A 23,319-nucleotide genomic window follows, 5' to 3' on the forward strand; every position below is an offset into this window, starting at 1 on the left:
ACTGGAGATTCATAATGACTGTTCAACTTGGTATCAACCCTCTAACCTGGACCAATGATGACTTGCCTACTCTTGGCGCAGAAACCCCACTGGAAACCTGCTTAACTGAAGGCCGTCAGGCTGGGTTTACTGGTTTTGAACTGGGCAATAAATTCCCTCGCCAAGCCAGCATATTAGGTCCAATTCTTGCCGCACACGATCTAAAACTGGTATCTGGCTGGTACTCCAGCGAATTACTTACCCGTTCAGTCGCAGAAGAGATTAAAGCGGTACAATCTCACCTGACCCTGCTGCGTGAACTCGGAGCCAACATCATGGTATTGGCTGAAGTGACAAATTGTATTCACGGCGATCAGAACAAACCTGTTCATCTTCGTCCTCAATTTCCGGCTGATCGCTGGCAAGAATACGGTGAAAAATTGACTGAATTCGCTCGTTATACTCAAGAACAAGGCATTCGGATTGCCTATCACCACCACATGGGAACCGTCATTGAAACTGCGGAAGATATTGATCATCTGATGAAAAATACCGGTGATGAAGTTGGATTGTTACTGGATACGGGTCATCTGACATTTGCTGGCGCTGACCCTCTGGCTATCGCAGAACGCTGTGCAAAACGCATTAATCATGTTCACTGTAAAGACATCCGACCTGATGTACTTAACGATGTAAAAAACCGTAAAACCAGTTTCCTTGATGCTGTGCTGAGTGGTGTATTCACCGTACCGGGGGATGGTTGCATTGATTATGCCGCAATTTTTCAGGTACTGAAAAAGCATTATTATCACGGCTGGCTAGTGGTTGAAGCAGAACAAGATCCTGCGGTGGCTCCCCCATTAACCTACGCAACGATGGGTTACAACAATTTACATCAACTTGCCAGAAACGCAGGGTTACTTTAATTAGTCACTTATTTGATTCATGCAAAAGCAATGCTGAGGTAAGTAACATGTCCAGATTATTATCGAAATATCATGCACCGGATCAGAATAAACGAACTCAACATATCACGCCAGAATCGGCAAACTGGCAATATGTCCACTTTGATGTTTATGAATTAGCCTTAAATGAAAAAATCACATTACCTGCATCAGAAAATGAAACCTGTCTGGTTTTAGTGGCAGGCAAAGCCACAGTGACTACGCCACATCAGCAATTTGAGCATATTGGCGATCGCATGGAACCATTTGAACGCACAAAACCTTATGCCGTTTACATCACTGCGGGGGAATCTGTTGAAATTATTGCTGATACCGCTCTCGAACTGGCTGTATGCCAAGCACCGGGAAAAGGAAGCTATCCAACTCGCCTGATTACACCACAGGATATTGATGCAGAACAACGTGGAAATGGCTATAACCAGCGCTATGTTCACAACATCCTACCGGATAACAAACCGGCTGATAGCTTGTTGGTGGTTGAAGTCTTTACCGATGAAGGTTGTACCAGCTCCTATCCCAGCCATAAACACGATACGGATAATCAACCACAGGAAACCTATCTGGAAGAAACCTATTATCATCGTTTAAACCCACCTCAGGGATTCTGTATACAACGCATCTATACCGACGACCGTTCACTGGATGAATCAATGGCTGTTTACAACAAAGATGTGGTCATGGTTCCCAAAGGCTATCATCCGGTAGCAACCATTGCCGGTTACGACAACTACTATCTCAATGTCATGGCAGGACCAACCCGTAATTGGTTATTTACTTGGGAAAAGGATCATCAATGGGTTAATAGTGAAGAATATGCTCAGAAGCACAAGAAATGATGCATATTTAGACGGAAGCATTTAGCGCATTCAATCGAGTGCGCTGCTGCCTGTACGGCAGTGAACAGTTACACCATCCTTTGCGGAGGGAATTCTCTTTTCTAAGCTGCCTGTGCGGCAGTGAACGCGGAGAAGTTTTCAGGTATGCGATTGTTACTTTTCTAAGCTGCCTGTGCGGCAGTGAACGTGTCGCTGTAACACCAATTACTTTGGCGTAATTTCTAAGCTGCCTGTGCGGCAGTGAACAAAATCATCATTCACCCGCGCTGCAAAGAAACTTTCTAAGCTGCCTGTGCGGCAGTGAACGTCAGTGAGGGTTGATATGTATATTAATGGCATTTTCTAAGCTGCCTGTGCGGCAGTGAACTATTAGAGTATAAAGGTAAAGTATTTGCTTTTTTTCTAAGCTGCCTGTGCGGCAGTGAACTCATGTCGTCAGTTCGCCACGCTTGAGAGTCATTTCTAAGCTGCCTGTGCGGCAGTGAACTAGAGACCCAAGGTTTAGGTGGTACTACGCACTTTCTAAGCTGCCTGTGCGGCAGTGAACAAACAACAAACAGCATCCAGCTTCCCGAAAACTTTCTAAGCTGCCTGTGCGGCAGTGAACGTTCTGATTACAGCTGTTTTTGGTTTAGCGAGTTTCTAAGCTGCCTGTGCGGCAGTGAACCTATTGCAAAGACGCCAGCAACAAAGATTCTATTTCTAAGCTGCCTGTGCGGCAGTGAACAGGAAGACCGTTCAAATAGCGAAAACCTTAATTTTCTAAGCTGCCTGTGCGGCAGTGAACGCCTTTTATCCCAATCATCTTCCTCTGCTGTATTTCTAAGCTGCCTGTGCGGCAGTGAACTCTGCTTGTATGCGTTGTGGCAGCTTAAACAGTTTCTAAGCTGCCTGTGCGGCAGTGAACTAGTGAGTTAATTGCAGAGAGAATTTAATTGTTTTCTAAGCTGCCTGTGCGGCAGTGAACATTAATGATATCTTCTTCTATCGTAATAGATTATTTCTAAGCTGCCTGTGCGGCAGTGAACTTTTATACGTTAGATGCTAGCTCTTTTAGTGTTTTCTAAGCTGCCTGTGCGGCAGTGAACGGCTATCAATGCGTCAGAGATTTCCAGCGTATTTTCTAAGCTGCCTGTGCGGCAGTGAACTTTATGAAAAAGCTTTTCGTTACGAATTTTACATTTCTAAGCTGCCTGTGCGGCAGTGAACATGTAATGATAATTAATCAGATTGGGCGAATCTTTCTAAGCTGCCTGTGCGGCAGTGAACCCAGAACTCACAGGAGTCCAATGACTATACCATTTCTAAGCTGCCTGTGCGGCAGTGAACCCTGGCGGTTTTAATTGTCGGTGCCACGATTGTTTCTAAGCTGCCTGTGCGGCAGTGAACTGTTAGATACTAACTTTAATTTACTGATTATTAAAGAACATAATGACAAAAAGCAGAAAAACCCTTTTTATAAGCACCAAATAATATTATAGATAAATCAACAAGTTATAACAAACCACAAAAAAAGGGTCAAAATAGGGTCCCATATCTGGTTAACACAACGATACCCAATGTTTCGGTAAACCAACTAAATATTTTAAAACTGTGCAGCTTACTCTCTTTCCAATTACATATAGTTGTATAAAATAGCGGGTAATTTTTGAATAAAAATTAAAAACATTGATCCCTTTTCATGACCCTATAGATAATTCTATTTTAAGAGAGAATTAAATGACTTCACTACCCATCTATCATGTTGATGCATTCACAGATCACCTATTTTCCGGCAATCCAGCCGCTGTTGTTATATTGGATAATTGGCTTTCAAATGAGGCACTATTATCTATTGCCATGGAAGTCAATCTCTCCGAAACTGCTTTTCTTGTTGGTAATCATTTACGTTGGTTTACACCAAAAGTTGAAGTTGATTTATGTGGGCACGCAACATTAGCGACAGCTTTCGTCATGATTGAACATTTATCCATTACTGATAATCCCATCGTATTTCAGACTCGCTCAGGTGATATTGCCGTTTATCATGACAACGGTACTTATACACTTGATTTACCCAAAGCAACATACAAAAAAGAATCCACTCTACAAACAAATATAGAAAATGCCCTAGGCCAGAAAATATCTGAGCTTTTTGTCTCTCATAATCGTTATATTTGTTTACTCGAAACCGCAGAACAAGTTCTAAATACAAAACCTGATTTTAACAAAATAGCGACTCTGCCTCTACCGGGAGTTGCTATAACAGCACCAGGTGAACAACAAATTGACTTTGTTTCCCGATATTTTGCACCCGCTAAAGGCGTATCAGAAGATCCAGTAACCGGCTCATCACATTGTGTATTAGCCCCATTTTGGAGCGACCGTTTAAATAAACAGAGATTGTATGCACGCCAATTGTCAAAACGCAGTGGAAACATTGTGTGTGAATTGCATGGAGATCGAGTACATTTATTAGGAAAAGCTACATTATTTTCCTACGGGCATATCATCCTCAATACTTCAATTATTTCCTAAGATAATAACCTCAACACTCATTATTGATATTGAAGGTTATAAGAGAGAAAAAAGAGTTCTGCCATTAAAGCAAAACTCTTTTCTTCTGGCTGCCTATGCAGCAGTGAACATTAATAATTAATTCTTACCGACTGATTATTAAATAGCATAGTTACAAAAAGTGGAAAAAACCCTTCTTATTGGTAGCGGCTAATCCCTTAAATAAATTATGATTAACCGCTAAAAAAGGGTCAAAACCAAGGAATAGTAGCTGATGCACTTAATCCATAAGAGCTAAAAACTCCCAGTGTCGGTTTATCTTCTATTGGTCCTTGTTCGATAAACAATGAAAAGGTTTGTCTTGATGACAAACTCTTAAGACGCAAAAAAGGTAAATGAGTACGTTGCTCTTTGCTTATTGGAATACACTGCCGAGCTTGTTCCTCCGTTAACCACCCTTTTTTAATCGAACGACGGCGAATCCTATCAACATTGCTTTTTACCTGCACTCGGCTAACACGACGATATCGAGCATCCTTAGGTACCAGCTTGATATCAATCACCTCAGCATAATCCCGGAGTCCTTTTAACCAAGATAAAGACTGCAAATCATTCAATGCTTCGCTTGAACCGTGAATCCTTAGCGTATCCCCCAGTGTTTTTCTCGCACAAGGAAAACTGACCCCAATACGCCCGTTACCTACTTGCCCCAAAGCCCGATGCAGTTTAGCAAATAACGCTTCCATAAGGTCTTGCTGGCTAAATTCAGGATCAGGAAGAACACGGATTTCAAAGTAATAATCCATTTGATCCCCTTATTCACCTTTTTCACCGAAAACACCACCTCGGATTAAAATCGCCATAACATAGTGTTGTTGCTCTACTTCTTCTGGTGCTTTTCCTTTGACAACCCAGTTATCCAACAACGTATAAAAATCCATTTTTGCTTTAGGCTGACGATAAGCTTTACCGCGACTGGTTACAGAACCATAGGGTTCAACAGCAATTGGGCCAAGCCCTAGTTCAAATGCATCTGGATACCAAGTATCAATAGTGCGAAGCGCATTACCCACTTTCTGCGAATGTAATGCAGCAATTCCATTCACCTGATACAGCACTTTGCTTTTTTTACTGTTACTGTCGAGAACCAACTCTTGAGAAGGGAAAATTTCCTGCCCATGACCCAAACGAACAAAAGCCTCAACGTTGAAGAATGTCGATCCGTTACCGGATAACCCTTCCTCAATTTCAGCAGCCAGTTCAGCTAAATCACTTTCTACCTGACTAAATTCACGTAAACTGTAATCTTCGCTGTTAAACTCCCACCATTTGCTACCCTTACCCTTTACACGAACTTTAATTTCTTCGGCACCAACCCGGTTACGCCATAAAAACCGGCCATTAGCCAGGTTTTCTGCATAACGTGCTGCGAGAGTTTTGAAGCCATGTTCAGCGATATAGCGGTTGATTATGTTTGCTAGTGCAACCTGATAATCCTGATCATTACATACTGATGGTGTGGAAAGATTGCCTAAGACCCGTAATGTGAAACTGACTTTTAAGGTATCAAAATCAAAAGGCAATGCAGCAACATCAACACGTTGTAGGTTTGCTTTTTGAATCTCCGCATCCAATTTGGCCGGATCGCTAGTTAAAGCGTTTTTCAAGCGGTTAGAAATCGTCCCTCGGACAGCTTTTTCCTGAATAGCAATAGGTTGCCATTCACCGTCAATTTGTTTCCAGTTTCCAGCAAACATTAAAGCATCAGAATTAGACAGTTTACGTTCAAACGCCAGTACAGAAGCTGTTTTAATAGTTGATTTAGACATGTAGATATCCTTCTTTAAATTAATCAGTCGATTATTCTTACTTTCTTATTAGGTTTGGATTGACGGGCAACAGTCTGTTGATTACCACACCTGTAGACACCCTCTTGATAGTCATAACACCAGAGTAACTGGCGAATATCGTTAATACGGTGCGGGCTTTTCCATTCACCTACCCCGTAGATTGCTTCAACAAAACAAAATGGCGTATTAGGATCACGGGTTTTATCTACTTTCCCGGCGGGATATAGCGGCGATATTGCCTGATAACCTGTCATTAGAGGAACTAAATATCCAGAATCCGGTTTTGGAACATATTCCCAATATGCCGGATCTCCAATTTCAGGTTGCTTATCCTCTTGCGTAGGAATAGCCCGCATTTTAATAGTAGAGAAATCAAGCCAGGCATCAATCATTTCTACCTGAGGATTATCCCGTTTTAATTCTTTGTAGTGTTTAGCTAACAATTCAGAGCGATCTAACAAGGCAAACCCCGGCAATAAACGCCGCATTAACTTACGGGTTTCTTGTTCTTCTTGCGGAAAAGCAATAACATCCACTTTAGCAATTTCAGTGATAGTACCGCCTGCTAGTCGCTGAGTTGGACATATTTCTAGTAAATATTGTTCCAATTCTTTAGCCTCTGTATCACCAGCAATTTCACCAGAACATTCTATTAATAAAGAAACCGTCATATGCATTCGGCCTTCTTCATTAAAAGAAGCGGTCTTTTCTTCTCTGGTTAATGGATTGCGGGTTAAAGCAAAGACTTTATCCCTAATCGGATCAGATTGATACGCATGCAGTTGGTGGTTATGACAAATAACGCCACAATTTTCCAATTTTAAATTATGACTTTGTTGCAACTTACGTGAAAGTGCATGAGTAAAGCCAAGAAAATGGGTAATTGCCGGAAAACCATAGGTTAAGCCAGTAATCGCATTAGCATTCTCTACTCGAATGTGACGTAAAACAATTAAATAGCTCATAACGGTACCTCTGGCAATTCATCCTCAAATTCACGTAGGCGTTTTTTAAACACAGAGGCCCACTCATTACGTTCAGATAATTCCATTTCTAACCGCTCATGCTTTAAACTCTGGTTCAACCAGTAACTAAAATCTGCAGCTATTTCTTTTTTCCAGTCACCTCTTTCACGTTCAGATCGGAATTCTTTATCCAGTTGACAGCGATAAGGATCAAGCCAAAGCTGTTGAGCTCGTTTTAACTCACAATCATCACTGGCACTCCAGCCTTTAATTTCAAACAAATTTTGTATACCAGCAATATAGTTAAATAAAATATCAATAATTTGATCGACAAATCCCTGGCGATGCTCTCTGATTTTTTCATTATTTTCAATGTGTTGAACAACAAATAAATATTGCTGCATCTTTCCGATAATTTCACGAACTAATGAGACAAACTCACTACGCCGTTCAAAAATGGATCTATGCCCCATAGGAGGTTTGGTAATACTTAGCCAATTGGGTGAAGCACAAGATAAAAGCCAAACTCGTCCACCTCGTACGTTATTAAGGTAAGAAATATTTTGTGGCTTTGTACCACCAATATTCCATACAGCCGTATTAGGATAAATTACTCTAGTTTCAGGATGCCAACGTTCTTCTTTCTTTGCCTTATTAATTTCTTTAGATAATTCACCAAAGCGGGCTTCAATAATACGCTGATGCATAGCGTCTGCCAAAGATGAAGAAAATAGCGGACTTAATAAATGATATTCGTCACACTCACTATTTACCGGGAAATAAAGCTGTTTTGCTAGTTTATGTGAGGAAAGCATTTCATCTGACAGAGCTTGCCGAAATCCACTTACCCACTGTTCAAGTTGCTGTTCATTTTCCGCCAGTTCAGCCAATGCCGAATAATCTTCCCTATTCAAGCACTCCATCAATGAATCTTCTTGGTATTCTGTTTGCAGCAATTTTGCGACATCAAGATCTTGCGCATTCGCTACTATGTCGATTGCTGGTTTATGCAAGGCAGAAGTAGAAAGATACTTAGTATTTTCTCTTGCATTTGGCAATACTGAAAAAACACTGCTTCCTTTTACATCACTATGAGTATATTTCGGAGCATGTGTCGCTCGACTGATTTTTTTTGCCCGGTTTGCGGCATCGTCCAACCAATTTCTAACTCTATACCGCTCTTCCTGTTCCTTGCGCTGTTCAGCTAGCTCTTGCTTAACTAGCGTAATATCCTCCATAGTGGTTAGCTTCGCCAGTTTCTTTTCCGCCTTTTTATCAAAGGTCGCCAGCTTTGACTGTAGCTTTGACTGTTTACAACTTTCAATATAATCGACAATAAATCGACTCAATCCATTTTCATTCATAGGCTTTTACCTACCTTACCAAAATGATAATCTGGGTGCTCGCTAAATTTAGCGCGAAAGCATGATTTTGTACATCATCAACTAATAAATACTCAATCTCCCCAATCGACGTATTTAAATTTATTTCATCCATTCCCCTTACTAGGATTTTATCTCCTATATTCCACAAAAAAACATCCTATTTTCACTCAAAATTATTGCTGTAGTAATGAAAAAATAGGGTATCAATCAAGTCATAGAATTAAACTTGTTTCTTCTGTAAATTCAAGATGAACGAATACGCCTATAAAACATCTCACCATCAATGACACATCCATTAGATAGTTTATCTCTTTAAATGTTCAATTTATTTTAAAAAAGTCTCCCTCTTTTAAGTACTTTTGAAGGGTAACCCGCAATTTTATATGGAATTTAATCCTTTAAACATTTATGATTCTAGGCGTAGGCACTGCCATACAGGCAGCTTAGAAATATTTCTATGTCTATTACCCTAAGGCAAAAACCAACTGCCGCACAGGCAGCACAGGCAGTGCATTTCAGTGCACTGCCAATATACACCCATTACAAACTACCAGTATTCTTATAAGTCCCCCCCTTATAACTACAAGATATATATACTTTCTGAGTACGTATCATATTCAACTCATTATCAAAAACATTTGCACAACTTAACCAAATTACAAAAAACATTACACATACCAAAAGCCTTTCCCCCCTGATACATCTTCTCTTTCATGATGGACCAAAGCCAAATTGATCTCTTTTTGTACTATACAGAAATATAAGGTTATAAAATCAACCATATTTACAATTTTTTACAAAAAAAATACTATTTAATAAACATAGAAATAGGGTTAATTTAAATCAAAATACCGATGAGTAGAACTTGAAGAAGAAGCAATATCTGCTACATTGAGTGCATTCCACTGTCAGTCCGTTCTTAACATAAAAAAGATGATTCTCATTACCGCACGATTATTGGCTCTACTCCAATGTCGTCTAGGTGAATTATTACTTTACGAACCAAGGAACAAGGACTCCATTTTGCCCAGCAATATAGACATAATAATGTACCGCATTTTTCAATAGCATAAGTTGAAGAATTGATGCTTACCTTTGGAAGAGTCCAATTGAAGAATGAAATTAGTGTTTTCCATCTTTAATTTCTATTCAAAAAAATCAATTACATTAAATCACTTCTCACTCGGCTAGGAGGTTCAACGACACCATACGTTTGTGCAACACACCGAACACAACTAATTGCTGCTCATGCACTACGTAATAAATGACATGGCTGACATAGGGAAAGCTCAAAATATCCAGTCTAATATCAGTCCTAAACTTGCCCAAGGAAGGAGTATTAGCGAGCAGACGAATGATTCTCCGTAGTTCCAACAGATATTTTTGTGATTGAGCTGTCCCCCATTGTTTCATGGTAAATTGGTGGATTTCGATCAGATCTCTTTGGGCATCCGGTGTTAAACGATAAAGGATCGGCATTAGTCGTACTTACCTGCTCTAGTTCATCAAAAAACGATTTACCATCAACTAGGTTACCTGCTTCAATATCAGCTTTGGCTTGGATTGCTCTGGATTTCAAAAGCTGAATCTTAAGCGCTTCAATGTTTTCATATTCATCCATCGATAGAACAACAGCAACCGGTTTGCCGTTCTTGTTAATCTCGCTGCGCTCTTAGCAGCATATCACCAAAGTGAGTTTTAGCTTCATTGGCAGAAAGTGCATACATATTTGTAGTCTCGTAAATATCGTTCGATTCGCTTAGTGCAAACGAATCGAACGACAATCACTACGGTCTTTACCTAAAAACACCGCATATTGTTCAGCTAACTTCTCTAAACACCCCTAAAAATGGGTGGTAACACCATGCTTCTCCGTCATCTTTTTTCCTAAGACGAATCTCACCAAAATGCTGGCTTACATTTTTTAACTCCATTTCATAAGTATCAGACAAATTCTGGTAAATCGTCTCAGTATCAAGTTCAATCCAGATACTCACACCTGGTGCGAACTCTAATTCTGGCACATAGTCAAACGCCCCACTTTCTTTTATTCCTGCCTGGCCGCTGTCCAGCGCCATAAACTGCGCTTCTTCACCCTCTTCCTCAAGCCACAAATAATGTAATTCGTCAGGCTCTGATTGACGAAACGGTTTATGACGTTGGAGTTCCGCACACCATGAGGCTTGTTTACGCCACCAAAGTGCTGAGCAATAACCATGTTCATTATCAGAATCACCTTGAAGTTCATCCCACAAACGTTGATGTTCAAGATCAACTAAGTTCTGAAAAGGTGAACGTTCCCCTGCGTCATCTCGTTCCCTAATCCTAGGTAATGCATTAATTAGTTCATATTGATCAGGCTCCAATAATTCATGTAAATCATGACTGGCAAGGAGGTAATCTTTCGACTCAAATCCTGGCCGACAATAAACTGGATGTTCTAAATCAGTCGCTTTAAGTGCTTTATAGTTTTTCATCAGAATATGCAGATTAGGTATCTTTGACTCTTTTTGCCGATGGCGTTGAATACGTCCGGCAAGTTGTATCAGCGAGCGCATTGAACTCGGTTCAGCAATGCTCCAATCATAATCGTGATCCCTACCAACCTCTGCAACGGACGTTGCCACCACTACGAAAATATGATGCTTTTCCGGCATCTCCTCCAACGCCTTACGGATTTCTGCCACCTGCCACAACGCCTTTTCATCGTAACGCGTTAATGTAGAATCCAGCCGATGTTCAAGATGAGAACGTATCGCCAAAGGATGCTGGCTGTGATAGACACAATGATGGATGCGCACATTTTCAGGGGATGGCATTTGTAATAACCGCTGTGCTACAGCAACCAATGGAGCAATATTTGCCATACGGATTAAGCCAATAGAAACAGTTTTGCCCGACGGATGAATTTGATGATGCCCCCTACGTAGTTTCAACATAGAACGATGCATTACCTTTGCTATAGCCTGGATTACAACCTCAGCTTTATGCTTTTCAGCCGTTACAGGCACCAACTCTGCTTTACGTAATGGCACCTTTTTTTCCAAGCAACCCACGCGCTTGACGACAAAGGTATCATGCTGATCTTTAAACTGTTGCGCATTAGTAACATCCAATTGCGCCACATTATATTCATCAAACCAAGCACAACAGATATTCATCAGGGCATTTGGTTGACCACATGCTAATTGATAATCTTGACGTCCAGCACGATAAGCATTGAACAATGCCTGAATCAACGCAGGCGGTAATGTGGCAGATGAAAGCAATACCCGCGAACCTAATAACCCTGCCCAATTAACTAACCTACATAAAGCCGACAAATCGTTAATATCAAAATCATCTGGCTCATCCAACACCAAATCAGAAGTGAGTAACCTCAGCATGGGTGCAATTTGCTTTCCACCACGAATTCCTTCAGTAGCGGGAATTAAATGGTCGATGGTCGCCACCAGTACAGGTGCGCTAAGCAGCTTATTAAGTTTATTATCTTTACGTAGCCAATGACTCAGACGCCCATCATCTAAACTACCGTCATAACTGACATATTGATGCTCCGCAAATAACTCTTCCGCAGATATACTACCCACATCAGGCTCAAGCGCCTTTTGACGAAATTGATGTAACTCCTTCACTGCCTGCGAACCAATCAGTACCGCTAAATCATCTTCTTCTAAATGCAGTCTTTTACGTAATGCATCACCGGTTTGTAACGTTAACGTTCTTAACCCTAAAGCGATAGAAAAACGGCATCCTTGTTTTTCATCAGCTAATCCATACATGATGCGCGCATTAGCGAAAGTTTTACCACAACCAGTAGAAGCCATATTAATGCCAAAAAAGCCCTGTTCTGCTGAACGCTCACGTAAAGCACACGCAACATCGAACGCCTGATCCTGCCAACGATATTTTTCATCTTTGCTGCGTTGTTTAAATCCTTTATGCCGGGTAATCGCAGGTAGCGTTTTACGAATATGTGGCAAACTTCTCCCTAGTAATAAAGCATTTTGCCCAACACCAATGTTATGTTCATCTAATCGCTGCTTGCACTTACCGGTGGTTCTATCAGTATTGGCAAATACCCCATAGTTAACATCCTGCCAACCCAAAGTTGCAGGTAACGATGAATAATGATGATCGGCCAGCATTAAAACCAGTCGAGACATATGACTGGTGAAACGCTGATTCAGATTGCCATATTGCAATAATGACGTTGATTGCAGCGCTCTTTGCGCAAATTTTTGTGCTTTCTGACGCCAAGTCTGACTACGGATAGGTGTACCATTTGGGAATGTCCAGACATCACACTTATCCTGATCACTCCAGTCCTCATTATCCATATTGACTGAGTTCCATGACGGTTCTAAATGGTTAATCAGCCAACTATCAATATCTTTTAATTGTGGTCTGAGTACATATCGATCGTCATAACTAGGATAAACAGGAAGACGATGATGAGAGAGAATTAGCCAAGCGACAGTGGTTGCCAATGGCGGTAAATTAGTAAAAGGGTTTGTATATTTTTTATCGATATCATCCTTAACCAAACGGGAAAGAATCTTATCCTCATCACTAGGCTCAATCTGACTCAACGAAGTCATCCACTCCCTATCATCTTGTTCCGCAACAAATGCCTGAAACAGCCGCAAAGACACCCATTCATGTCGGTATGGTTGAAACCGCCCATTACCCTGTAAACCTTGCTGGAATAACGTATTAGCTTTACCAAAATCATGAAATAACCCGGCAATCGCTGCCAATAAGCTGATAGCTTCTACACAATGCCAATGATTTTCATCCTGACTTTTCAGCACATCACGTTGTGTCATATTAGTGGGTACAACCCCCTGTGAGTTAAAGCGTCGCAAATTCCCGACTATCCATAACAGCTCAGTTTGACCACCACTTTTTATCCAATGGCAAGCAACCGCAGTATTACGACGTGCCGTTTTACGCAATAGCTTACGTAAAGTATTTAAACCTTCCAGTGTGATAGCCGTTTGCCAGGTGCGATCACCTTTACGTTCAGCAAATTGATCCAAAATTCGGCGGGTTTCTGTTAGCGCACGTTTGTTGCATTGAGAGACTAAAAGAATATTCATCGTGCCACCTGACTCAATTGTTGTGCAGTTGTTTGTAGTGCCTCAATCATGGTGTCCAAAGCATCAGCTTTTTGAAATCCACTGATGCAGCGTTGACGAAATTCCTGTTCATCTTCTCCAGCCATTGCCGCAATAAATGCTTGTGGCAATACCAACGCATCTTTAATCAGATCAGCAACATCAAAAACCAAACCACCACGACGGGTTTTACCATGTAACACCGCCAGACCATGTGGTAAACCAATGACCCAAGTTGCAACCGCTGCCAATCCGTAAGCCAGATAATTCCCATGATCGAGAAAACGGTTTGCCAAATCGACACCGCCGCCGCGTTTTGCTCGGACAAAATCTCCATAACTCACTGCATTTGCCGCCAGTTTGTATAACGCTTTAGTCATCACAGCTTCTTGTGCCATTAAGTCTTTATTATCACGACAATTTGCAAGATTCTGCTCATAACGTGTAAGTAATGACAATAAACTCTCACGATTAAACATAAAAGAGTTGTCTCGCAACATTCGACTACTTAGCCAATGTTCACGGATTTGTGCAATGCGAATTTTTTGAAAAGCAATCGCTGCCGCTAATCGTTTTTCGTCATCGAACCAAAAACTCACCCAATCTTGCAAATATTCAGTAGGACGATATTCACTTTGTGGTGTCAGCCAAGATACATCAACTTCAACCTCATTAGCCGCAAACAGTGGTGAACCTCCACCACCACAAAAACCGACCAAAACCCCTGCCTTAGCAAATTCACGCATTGCCGCCTGAGTAATAGAAGTCCCCGTTCCCAACATAATTACCGTGGTATTTGCAATTGGAATATTCCAATATAGTGATTGTTTTCCCTCATCAGTGACATATTCAACACGGCCACCATTAACTAATATTCTGCAATATTGCAGGTAATAAATATTAGAGCGTTTGGAATGCAAAATCGTTTTGAGGTCACTTGGAGAAAAGCTGTTATCCATAATTAAGAATTACCTGAATAGTTAATTTAACTTATGGAAAACATTATGCATAAATTTTATACAAGGTAAAATATCGCACATGCAAATCATAATAATTTACAATTCTTTACCAACCTACAATATAAGGCTTTTACCGAACGAGAGTGATTATACTCTCAGCTGCCTGTACGGCAGTGCACCTTAGAAGACGGAAATATTCAAAATGGTATTTTTTCTAAGCTGCCTGTACGGCAGTGCACTTCGGAGCTTCTTATCTAAACAATTGGAGTCATTTCTAAGCTGCCTGTACGGCAGTGCATCCATTGCCATACACGATCTGAAATAGCCCACCGTTTCTAAGCTGCCTGTACGGCAGTGCACCTCCCTATTAAAGAATTATGGATAAAACTGTTCTTTCTAAGCTGCCTGTACGGCAGTGCACCTGTTACATATTAACTTTAACCTGCTAATTTTCAAAGAGCATAACTGTTAAAAAGTGAAAAACCCTTTTTATAAGAGATAATTAATTTTACTATAAAATCAATTAGTTATAATTCACCTCAAAAAAAGGGTAAAAATAGGGTTTAGTAAAAATACCATCACTCACTTAAATCGCCCGTTCTAATGTCTATGCAGTAAGTGAAAGAATTGATCGCAAAACGTTCAGCCATGATAGAACCATCAAATAAGATAAATTTTATTCTCACTCTATTTAGAATATGCTGACCTAATATTTTTAAGTATATTTACCAACGTATGATATTAGCCACTTTTAACTGAATACATCATATTTCATTCTCTTCTTGTATAATTACCATATAAAAATAGAATTAAATAACTCTGGATGAAAGTAATGGATGTAATATTATTGCCCTACAAATAAAACTCGAATTCCTTTAAATAATTTATTACGATTTTTACTATTCCACATTTTTTACATTCAATTATACAATCTTTTTATGACCAAATTTACACCCTGATTACAAATATCATTTAATATCTCCATCTTAATTTTACATCCCAATTAGAGCTGTTTTATTTACCATTTTTTCTATAAAGCAGAAATTCTGCTTACCAACGTTATGCTTACCTTATTCCTTTTACATCACTGATAAAATTCAATATTTAACCGTTTGAGATAAGTGTTAAGTTGAATCTCATCAATAAATCACCTGCTATATAGGCAGTTAAGTAACCGTAACAATAAGGAAACAATAAAATGGCAATGATATACATAAACCCTAATCAGATATTTGAGATTTATAATAAAGGTAATATATTAGTCCCTTTTATACACAATGATGCAATTATAAAAAACAATGGCCCGGCACCAGTTAGACTTGTAAATTACTGGGCACCTCCATCTGGAAATTATAATCAATATATTTCTATAGATATCCCGCCTGGAGAAACCAGAAAGCTTCCAGCACCTCCAAACCTTATTTACTATTATAAAGTTGATGCTATCAATCTCAGCAATAATGAACACGCAGAAATTGAATTTATTGTGTTAACATCTGATCCTTATTGGGATTAATAGGCAAGTCCTTCATTAAGATGATACAAACACAAATGACAATTTTAAGTGTGTATATAAATTCTATTCAAAAGAGATAGATATAGAAATATGCACTCAAAAGGCAGATACAGAAGCCACGGAAACAACTAGGCAGCTTCAATTCAAAATTGAAGCTGCTAAGGCGCGGAGAGCGCAATACTGGCATGCTAACATATTAATATTTAATAAGTTAATTTTATTAAAAAAGTCACATCCCCCCAATAGTACCCCCACATTATTTTGTTACATCACCCATGGTAGTTTTTACGTGGAAATGAGGTTTATAACTGTTTAATCATCGTGTTAAAACAAAAAAACCATGAGATTTGGAAATGGTCAAATTTGACTTCCATTTCATGCTCAGGACTTCATATAAACATTTATCATTTTTACGAACTAGATCACAAATTAAAGCGGATTATTCTTGTGGTTTATTGTGAACTTTTCGCTCAATTAATCGACCATGGTTATCAAAATAGCGGCTAGGCCAAATTTCAGAAGGATGGATTTCAAGATAGTTAGCAATTATCCATTCGCCTTTAGGCCACTGCCTGCTGAGCGCATTTGATAATGTTGATGAACTAAGTCCTGCTTCACGAGAGAGAGCCGCTAAGGTTGTACCACGTTTACGCAATGCAGCAATAAATGTCGGCTTGATGCCAGTCATTTCGAACGTTGTTATTCATTCCTGCTACCCCTTCCACTAATTAACATTGATGGTGGCGATTCAAGCAAGGTTCACATTACCGGAAACACTCAACCGGCGAGGCCGAAGCCTCCCCTGCCTGAATCACCATTGAAAAGGTGATAGCAAGCACCACTGGTAGAAATTCCTACCAGCGGGGTTACTCTTTAAGGCTGCTAAACCTTACCATTGGATTGTGCCAATGGCGGGGGAACTTTAACTGATTGCTTTATCTGAATCAATAACTGGACGACTAAGTTTAACAGCTATAAACCCGCGCGACATAACAGACAGCGATCCGAATGCTTAATTCTTCAATCAGCCAATTCATCAATTTCCTTACTTATACCTAACAACATGCGATCTCTGGCGCGCGACAGTTTGGACAAAACAGAAAATACCTGCCCTATCCTTGATCGATATCTGTGCGCCAGAGTGAACGCAAGTTGAGGTATTGCGGAGTATCGGTTGAGTACTCAGTACTGCCGCCTGTACGAACAGGTCATCCCCACCGGCTAAAAGCCAGCCTCGATATCGTCAAATTCTCCTTTTTCAATCTATAAAATGCAGTGTCAGATTCACTGCATGGTGAAGCAGGCCAGAGCCTGTCAGGGTTGAGTTGCTCTTTTGCTGCGGCGTCACTTTCAGCGGTAACCCGCCAAAAGTGACGCCTTGAGTTCCGCGAACGGTCAACAAAAGCTGTGCAAGCGTTGAAGTGCCATCAGGCACAGCAAAACTCCGTAAGGTTAAATGTCAAACGGTAGTCATGTTAATGGGTTAGCTGTAGAAAAATGGTCTGTTGAATAATTCAAACAGAGATAGATAAAAGTATGAACGGATGCGCAAAAGCTATCCTGTTATTCATTGAAGATAAATAGGAGTTATGTTGATTTGAAATGCCAGTGTATGAACCCACGTTCAATACACTTCGGTAACAAGATAAAAGATATCCTTTTGGGTTACCTATTAGTTTAAGAGACCTTCATTGCCAGACGAGGGTTTAGGTGTCTTGGCAATATCTGCTTCCAAAGGTGGGCAGATGTACCGCAATTCTTGCTCTCTCTTTCAGGCTACGAGAGTTTTGTTTCGCCACCCGAAGGCGATCCTGACAGACGATGGATCATTAGTGTAAGTGGGATATTAGCGGCTGTGGTGAGAAGGGTCAACAGCTTATGTTACGGGTTAATTGGAATTTAATATATTAAATATAATTTCATTATATTACTAGTTTTGGCAGTTTGTGTAGTTATCCCCACTAAAACGGACAATTCATCTTTAACTCTTTATGCTACTTATATAATATAAATAACCAATATTACATAAGTTAAGTGACTTACTCATGGCAAAAGGTGAATCAGGTCGTATCGTTCTTGAAGTCGATCCTGAGCTAAAGAAATCGCTTTACTCGATACTTGCACTTGATCAACAAACACTTAAAGACTGGTTTATAGATAAAGCTCAACAACATATCGAAGAAAAAAAGACTGAATTGATTAAAATTTTTTCAAAGGCAGATAATGAAATTTAAAGCAGATCAAACAACACAAAAACTTCGAGGGGGATACTACACTCCTCAACACTTGGCGGATTACGTAGCTAAATGGGCATTAGGAAAACAGCCAGAAGCAGTTTTAGAACCAAGTTGCGGTGATGGTGTGTTTGTTCAGGCGTTACATAATAATGACTGTGATAAAGCCTTAACCCTTTCATGTTTTGAGCTTTTTGATATCGAAGCGCAAAAAGCTTTAGAACGTTGTGAATCGCTTAAATTTCAGAATGCAACTGTTGCCGAAGGGGATTTTCTTGTTTGGGCTAATAAGCAAATCAAAGAAGGAAAAGTTCAATTTGATGCTGTAATTGGTAATCCTCCGTTTATCAGATATCAATTTTTAGAAAAATCTTTTCAAGAACAAGCAGAGCTTGTTTTTAAACAGTTGGAGCAGAAATTTACTAAGCACACTAACGCATGGGTTCCGTTCCTACTTTCATCACTTGCCATGCTCAAAGCAGGTGGACGAATGGCTATGGTCATTCCATCAGAAATAATTCATGTGATGCACGCTCAGTCTTTGCGTAGCTACATGGGAAGAATTTGTTCAAAAATTGTCATTATCGATCCCAAAGAAATTTGGTTCGAAGATACACTTCAAGGTGCGGTAATTATATTAGCTGAAAAAAAAGAAGATCCGTCAACACCATCAGAAGGTGTAGGGATCGTAGGTGTAAATGGTCTCGATTTTCTTGAAGATAGTCCAGAAGAGCTATTTATAAATACATTAGGCATTAATGGCGAAACTGTAAAAGGCAAGTGGACACGAGCGACTTTACAAAAAAGCGAGTTAGCACTTATCCAAAAACTGATTAGCCATGATGCTGTTCACAAATTCAAAGACATTGCAGAGGTCGATGTTGGTATAGTAACGGGAGCCAACAAGTTCTTCTTAGTTGATAATAAAACGGTTAATCATTTCAAGTTAGAGAAATACTCTCACCCTATGTTTGGGCGCAGCCAGCACTGCCCTGGTATTTTGTATGACATTCAGCAACACCAAACGAATCAAGAACAAGGTTTGCCAACAAACTTCTTATACATAGCAGATGAATTTGAACAGCTATCAACAACGGTAAAAGACTATATCCAATTGGGAGAAGCTGAAAAGTATCATGAGCGTTATAAGTGCCGTATTCGTAAGCCATGGTATAAAGTTCCTTCTGTTTATAGCACTGAAATAGGTATGCTAAAACGCTGCCATGAAGCTCCACGCCTAATTTTAAATGAAATTGAAGCTTATACTACTGACACAGCTTACCGTGTCAGATCGACCTTTACGAGCGCAGAAAACCTTGTTTGTAGTTTCTTGAATCCACTGACTGCAATAACTGCTGAGTTAGAAGGACGCTATTATGGTGGTGGGGTATTAGAACTTGTCCCATCTGAAATCGAAAAAATCTACATCCCTGTGATTGAAGGGTATGAGCACGATCTAGCAACCCTTAACCAACTTGTAAAAGATGGAAAAGTTGAAGAAGCTATGAAATTGCAAGGCGTTTCAATTTTTTCAAAATTGGGACTAACTGAACAAGATACAGAAGATCTAATGAGTATTTGGCGTAAATTAAGAGATAGGCGGTTACGTAAGTAGTTATCTGAATGTATCGAACTATTTTGTAGGTCAAGAGTAGTAGGTGGAGGGTTAAAATCTCCACCTTTCTATCATAGAGATTTATATAAATCTTCAACCGAAGGGATCTTACAGTCCAAGTCACCAAGCCCGAACAAGTCCTTAATCAGTCCATCCATTTTCTTAAAATCATTACCGAATTTTCGCTCCAAAGTTATTTTTGAACGTGCATCAGCTTTTGAAATATCAGTATAGAGCTTGTTCAAGTTCTTCTGAAGATCAGTAATCGCTTTGTGCTTTTTAACCTCTTCTGATTTAGAGAAATCGATAGTAGGAATTGGCATTCGTTTCTGGATCTTAGTCCCGCGAGCAATAAAACCACCTCTAAACACTTCACCATATACAGAGGCGAACCATTCCAAATGTCTTGAAGTTAGAATTGCTTGTATGTAATAAATGGAATACATACATGTATCAGGCACGTTTATGATGCTATAACCGGCCGTTCCTCCAGATGAAACAAAAGTCCTATGATTATCTATTGAATACTTAAAGCCATTAGATAAAACACCAACAATTATTTTCTGTGCTACGTCGCAATTTTCCAGTGCTTGCGCTCGACCGTATCTATACCATTCATTAGGTGTAGTAGGTACAGGCATGATAGAACGCTTTTCGTTGTTTAAGTGCTCTTTTACAATCTGTAAGAACTCAAACATTTTAGGGAAATCTTGCTGCAACTCCTCATATTCAATGAAAAAAACTTTTTCTCCTACCTTCTTGTATGGGTAGATAACAAAAGCGTTTGGTTCAACGTCTTTGTATGTGTAGAAGTGATCTTCACCATTGCGAACAGTTTCAAAGTAAGGACGTGTAAGCTCTTTCTCCACCTGATACTGATTGCCATCATACTCAAAGAATATATAACCGTTCTCAGTCTTTATCTCATTATGAATGTAATGAGCGTTTGCACTTGTCTGAATACCATTCTCAATGGTCTTTCTACCTAAAATCTCTTCTAATGTCTTAGATCTACTATACATTTTGGACAAAATATCATTTGTTTCTTTTTCAAGAATCCAAGTGTCAGAATCAAGCTTATCAACTTCATAGGTGTTTGAAAGTAATGACTTGTCTTCACGAGTTAACCACTTTTTGAAATCCTTAACTTCGTAAAATGAAAATTTATCTTGCTGTGATTTAGTTAAAAATAACAGGCATGTATAGGTTGTCTTATCTTTGAAAACTTGATTTGAACCGAATGAGATCAGCTTACAAAGATACTTATTATCTGCTAAAAATTTTCTAAGGTTCTGACCAGCCCCAACCTTGATGAATTTTGAAGGTAGTATGTAGCCAAGATGACCACCTTCTTTCAGTAGCTGCATAGAACGTTCAACAAACAAAAAATATTTATCAAATTGCTTATATGCTGATTTGAATTTCTTCTTGTAGATTATCAGTTCTGCTGGGGTGAGCTGTTTCATGTGCTCAGTAGCCATATAAGGTGGATTTCCAACAATCACATCAAATCTATGCTCTACATCAAACGGATTCACTTTTAACAAATCAGTTTGCTTAACGTTGTCTGATAGATCAATCAGACTATTACCAAAAAGAATATTTCTATCCGTTCTTGGTAAGATAGGTTTCTTGATTCCGATTGTGTCTTTTGATTCACTTTCAAGAAGCTTAAGAAGAAGCCCGAAAGAACACGCATTAATCGCATTAAAATCCTTATCTACACCATAGATACAACGGGTTAATATCTCCTTTTTAGTTTCTAACGTTAGCTTATAGCTATGCGGCGCAAGCTGCTGCAACTTAGACTGATCATTGTCAAGATAGTAATCTATTAGAATATCTTGAATCGTTTGAAATACTTCTAGAAGGAATGCTCCAGAGCCACAAGCTATATCAGCAAATTTGGAATTTAAGATCTGTTCATCAGTCTTGCCTTTACAATATTCAACAACAGTATTGCGAGCAATTTCTTTTACAATGTGGTTCGGTGTGGTAACGACATCTCTATTGAGATACTCTTCTTTTGGTTGAATATCTACTTCACCATCAGAGTTTATTTTGATTCGTTCACTCAGAAATATCTCATAGATGTTGCCTAAGATATCAGATGAAAAAACAGAGAATGAATAGGTGCTCTGTGGAAAGTATAGCTGTTCGATAATCGTCCAAATACAAGATTCTTCATTATGAATCAGTTCATCAATATGGCTCAAATAGAATAAACCAGAGTTATACTTTTTATCTGATTGTTTCAGCTTTGTAGTTAATGATTGAAAGTCTTTTTCTTCTGCATAATGGTAAAGAGTTTCATACTCTTCTAAATCACGGTCTTCACAGACTCTTAGAAATACAATACTGTTTATGTAGCTCTGAGTAAGGTCGTTAAGCTCTTCTTCATTTAACTTTGGCTTTATCTTCAAAAACTCATCAGCCAGCATCAAACGCCACTGGTTAATTTGTCCCAAGAACAGATCATCAACACTAAATCGTAAAATTTTGCTTTCAATGTCAGACCACTCATCATCAAATTGCCCTGTATATACACTTTCCCGGCCGATAAGGAAAAGAATCTCTTCTAAGTTGTCTACAAGCTCAGTGTAGTGATAAAGCTTAATCCGTGAATTTGTGGCAGTGTCAGCCTCTTTCACTTGATTTGAGCAGTCATAGATAGCGGTATATTCAAAGTTAGATAATACGGAAATCTTCAATTTAGCGGTAAAGCCATAACGCCTTAATTGCTTCGCTGGTTCTGGATCTGTTTCTACATGAACACTTGGTTTTTTAGCTTCTACAAAGAATTTTCGTTCAGAGAAAAGACGGAAAGTGTAATCAGGTTTTTTAGTGTTTTCACCTGCTTTTACTTTTAGTCCTTCTTCTACCAAAACTTCCCGCTCATTCGTGGGTTTGCCACTAGAGTTTGTAATGTCCCAACCAAGAATGACGAATAACTGATCGAGAAAATCAGTTCTAAGTTGAGTTTCATTGTAAGTTGGAGAGCGATGTAGAGCTAGGTCTCCTTCGTAGCGGTCAACCAACCGTTGTAACTGTTCAATTTTTGTCATTCTTTCATCTCATAGCCAGCCTGATTAGACATGAGTAAATCTAAAGATGAAAAGTGTCGCACAACAACAGATACTTATCTACGAATAACTAATTAAATTAGAAGCTCAGTGCTCAAAGAAGTAAGCCCTGCACTCCATTGATTAACACCAGGATGTGAATGACTATATTTAGCCCAAAGCTGCCTATCTGGCTAGATTTCATTTAGCTCATCAATAGTGTCAGATCGAGTCTTATTTGGTAATCACATTGGTACAACTAGCTCGTTTTTATCCAGAATCAGTAAAGGTAATTACCAATGATTTAGATGTAGTAGCTCAAACCCACACTGACGCG

General features: G+C 39.4%; 15 protein-coding genes, 2 pseudogenes and 2 CRISPR repeat arrays. Of the genes and pseudogenes, 6 read left to right on the forward strand and 11 right to left on the reverse strand.

The features are described from left to right. Positions 1-14 precede the first annotated feature (14 nt). The 3 genes from iolE (at position 15) to AM629_RS02200 (ending at position 4,297) form a co-directional block, all read left to right on the forward strand. Complete coding sequence (iolE, locus tag AM629_RS02190; protein WP_054475738.1) at positions 15-905, forward strand: myo-inosose-2 dehydratase; 891 nt, start codon at positions 15-17, stop codon at positions 903-905. A gap of 47 nt (positions 906-952) precedes the next feature. Beyond that, positions 953-1,780, forward strand: a complete 828-nt coding sequence (gene iolB, locus AM629_RS02195; protein ID WP_054475740.1) for a 5-deoxy-glucuronate isomerase — start codon at positions 953-955, stop codon at positions 1,778-1,780. 98 nt (positions 1,781-1,878) lie between these two features. After that, positions 1,879-3,169: a CRISPR direct-repeat array (repeat unit 28 nt; unit sequence TTTCTAAGCTGCCTGTGCGGCAGTGAAC). A gap of 330 nt (positions 3,170-3,499) precedes the next feature. Next, positions 3,500-4,297: a PhzF family phenazine biosynthesis protein gene (locus AM629_RS02200; RefSeq protein WP_054475742.1), complete on the forward strand. Its 798-nt coding sequence runs from the start codon at positions 3,500-3,502 to the stop codon at positions 4,295-4,297. 230 nt (positions 4,298-4,527) lie between these two features. Here AM629_RS02200 and cas6f read toward each other — a convergent pair whose 3' ends face one another. The 8 genes and pseudogenes from cas6f to cas1f form a co-directional block, all read right to left on the reverse strand. Further along, positions 4,528-5,082, reverse strand: a complete 555-nt coding sequence (gene cas6f / locus AM629_RS02205; RefSeq protein WP_054475744.1) for a type I-F CRISPR-associated endoribonuclease Cas6/Csy4 — start codon at positions 5,080-5,082, stop codon at positions 4,528-4,530. Between the two features lie 9 nt (positions 5,083-5,091). Continuing rightward, positions 5,092-6,105 (reverse strand): type I-F CRISPR-associated protein Csy3, encoded by a 1,014-nt coding sequence (gene csy3, locus AM629_RS02210; RefSeq protein ID WP_054475745.1) that lies wholly within the window; start codon positions 6,103-6,105, stop codon positions 5,092-5,094. Positions 6,106-6,128: 23 nt separating this feature from the next. Then, positions 6,129-7,091 (reverse strand): type I-F CRISPR-associated protein Csy2, encoded by a 963-nt coding sequence (gene csy2, locus AM629_RS02215; protein WP_054475747.1) that lies wholly within the window; start codon positions 7,089-7,091, stop codon positions 6,129-6,131. Next, positions 7,088-8,455: a type I-F CRISPR-associated protein Csy1 gene (gene csy1, locus AM629_RS02220; RefSeq protein WP_054475749.1), complete on the reverse strand. Its 1,368-nt coding sequence runs from the start codon at positions 8,453-8,455 to the stop codon at positions 7,088-7,090. The genes csy2 and csy1 overlap by 4 nt, the downstream gene beginning before the upstream one ends. A 1,200-nt stretch (positions 8,456-9,655) precedes the next feature. Beyond that, positions 9,656-9,955, reverse strand: coding sequence for a type II toxin-antitoxin system RelE/ParE family toxin (locus AM629_RS02225; protein ID WP_054475750.1), 300 nt, complete (start codon positions 9,953-9,955; stop codon positions 9,656-9,658). After that, a pseudogene (locus tag AM629_RS02230) lies at positions 9,955-10,203 on the reverse strand (type II toxin-antitoxin system Phd/YefM family antitoxin). Before AM629_RS02230 ends, AM629_RS02225 begins: the two are co-directional and overlap by 1 nt. A gap of 93 nt (positions 10,204-10,296) precedes the next feature. Next, positions 10,297-13,578 (reverse strand): type I-F CRISPR-associated helicase Cas3f, encoded by a 3,282-nt coding sequence (gene cas3f, locus AM629_RS02235; RefSeq protein ID WP_054475752.1) that lies wholly within the window; start codon positions 13,576-13,578, stop codon positions 10,297-10,299. After that, positions 13,575-14,555, reverse strand: coding sequence for a type I-F CRISPR-associated endonuclease Cas1f (cas1f, locus tag AM629_RS02240; protein WP_054475754.1), 981 nt, complete (start codon positions 14,553-14,555; stop codon positions 13,575-13,577). Before cas1f ends, cas3f begins: the two co-directional genes overlap by 4 nt. Before the next feature lie 151 nt (positions 14,556-14,706). Beyond that, positions 14,707-14,975: a CRISPR direct-repeat array (repeat unit 27 nt; unit sequence TTTCTAAGCTGCCTGTACGGCAGTGCA). Between the two features lie 778 nt (positions 14,976-15,753). On the opposite strand from cas1f, the gene AM629_RS02245 reads away from it, so the two are divergent. Continuing rightward, entirely contained in the window at positions 15,754-16,071 is a 318-nt protein-coding gene (locus tag AM629_RS02245) for a hypothetical protein (protein WP_054475756.1), read from the forward strand. 439 nt (positions 16,072-16,510) lie between these two features. On the opposite strand, the pseudogene AM629_RS02250 reads toward AM629_RS02245, so the two are convergent. Together AM629_RS02250 and AM629_RS23860 are read right to left on the reverse strand one after the other, a co-directional pair. Beyond that, positions 16,511-16,778: pseudogene (locus AM629_RS02250) on the reverse strand (helix-turn-helix domain-containing protein). A 551-nt stretch (positions 16,779-17,329) separates the two neighbouring features. Beyond that, on the reverse strand, positions 17,330-17,506 hold the full coding sequence (locus AM629_RS23860; protein WP_161804204.1) for a hypothetical protein: 177 nt from the start codon (positions 17,504-17,506) through the stop codon (positions 17,330-17,332). Positions 17,507-18,116: 610 nt separating this feature from the next. On the opposite strand from AM629_RS23860, the gene AM629_RS02255 reads away from it, so the two are divergent. Together AM629_RS02255 and AM629_RS02260 are read left to right on the forward strand one after the other, a co-directional pair. Continuing rightward, on the forward strand, positions 18,117-18,305 hold the full coding sequence (locus tag AM629_RS02255; protein ID WP_054475758.1) for a hypothetical protein: 189 nt from the start codon (positions 18,117-18,119) through the stop codon (positions 18,303-18,305). Continuing rightward, complete coding sequence (locus AM629_RS02260; RefSeq protein ID WP_054475760.1) at positions 18,295-19,920, forward strand: Eco57I restriction-modification methylase domain-containing protein; 1,626 nt, start codon at positions 18,295-18,297, stop codon at positions 19,918-19,920. The genes AM629_RS02255 and AM629_RS02260 overlap by 11 nt, the downstream gene beginning before the upstream one ends. A 71-nt stretch (positions 19,921-19,991) precedes the next feature. On the opposite strand, the gene AM629_RS02265 is transcribed toward AM629_RS02260, so the two are convergent. After that, positions 19,992-22,985 (reverse strand): Eco57I restriction-modification methylase domain-containing protein, encoded by a 2,994-nt coding sequence (locus AM629_RS02265; RefSeq protein ID WP_054475762.1) that lies wholly within the window; start codon positions 22,983-22,985, stop codon positions 19,992-19,994. Between the last annotated feature and the right edge of the window lie 334 nt (positions 22,986-23,319).

This window comes from Photorhabdus heterorhabditis (assembly GCF_001280945.1).
GTDB classification, from domain to species: Bacteria; Pseudomonadota; Gammaproteobacteria; order Enterobacterales; family Enterobacteriaceae; genus Photorhabdus; species Photorhabdus heterorhabditis.

What these genes read in the sequence shown, in the direction of transcription:
- iolB (WP_054475740.1), top strand. Translation starts at nt 953, where the DNA reads ATGTCCAGATTATTATCGAAATATCATGCACCGGATCAGAATAAACGA.
- cas1f (WP_054475754.1), bottom strand. Translation starts at nt 14,555, where the DNA reads ATGGATAACAGCTTTTCTCCAAGTGACCTCAAAACGATTTTGCATTCC.
- AM629_RS02245 (WP_054475756.1), top strand. Translation starts at nt 15,754, where the DNA reads ATGGCAATGATATACATAAACCCTAATCAGATATTTGAGATTTATAAT.
- cas3f (WP_054475752.1), bottom strand. Translation starts at nt 13,578, where the DNA reads ATGAATATTCTTTTAGTCTCTCAATGCAACAAACGTGCGCTAACAGAA.
- AM629_RS02225 (WP_054475750.1), bottom strand. Translation starts at nt 9,955, where the DNA reads ATGCCGATCCTTTATCGTTTAACACCGGATGCCCAAAGAGATCTGATC.
- AM629_RS02200 (WP_054475742.1), top strand. Translation starts at nt 3,500, where the DNA reads ATGACTTCACTACCCATCTATCATGTTGATGCATTCACAGATCACCTA.
- AM629_RS02255 (WP_054475758.1), top strand. Translation starts at nt 18,117, where the DNA reads ATGGCAAAAGGTGAATCAGGTCGTATCGTTCTTGAAGTCGATCCTGAG.
- AM629_RS02260 (WP_054475760.1), top strand. Translation starts at nt 18,295, where the DNA reads ATGAAATTTAAAGCAGATCAAACAACACAAAAACTTCGAGGGGGATAC.
- AM629_RS02265 (WP_054475762.1), bottom strand. Translation starts at nt 22,985, where the DNA reads ATGACAAAAATTGAACAGTTACAACGGTTGGTTGACCGCTACGAAGGA.
- cas6f (WP_054475744.1), bottom strand. Translation starts at nt 5,082, where the DNA reads ATGGATTATTACTTTGAAATCCGTGTTCTTCCTGATCCTGAATTTAGC.
- iolE (WP_054475738.1), top strand. Translation starts at nt 15, where the DNA reads ATGACTGTTCAACTTGGTATCAACCCTCTAACCTGGACCAATGATGAC.
- csy1 (WP_054475749.1), bottom strand. Translation starts at nt 8,455, where the DNA reads ATGAATGAAAATGGATTGAGTCGATTTATTGTCGATTATATTGAAAGT.
- csy2 (WP_054475747.1), bottom strand. Translation starts at nt 7,091, where the DNA reads ATGAGCTATTTAATTGTTTTACGTCACATTCGAGTAGAGAATGCTAAT.
- csy3 (WP_054475745.1), bottom strand. Translation starts at nt 6,105, where the DNA reads ATGTCTAAATCAACTATTAAAACAGCTTCTGTACTGGCGTTTGAACGT.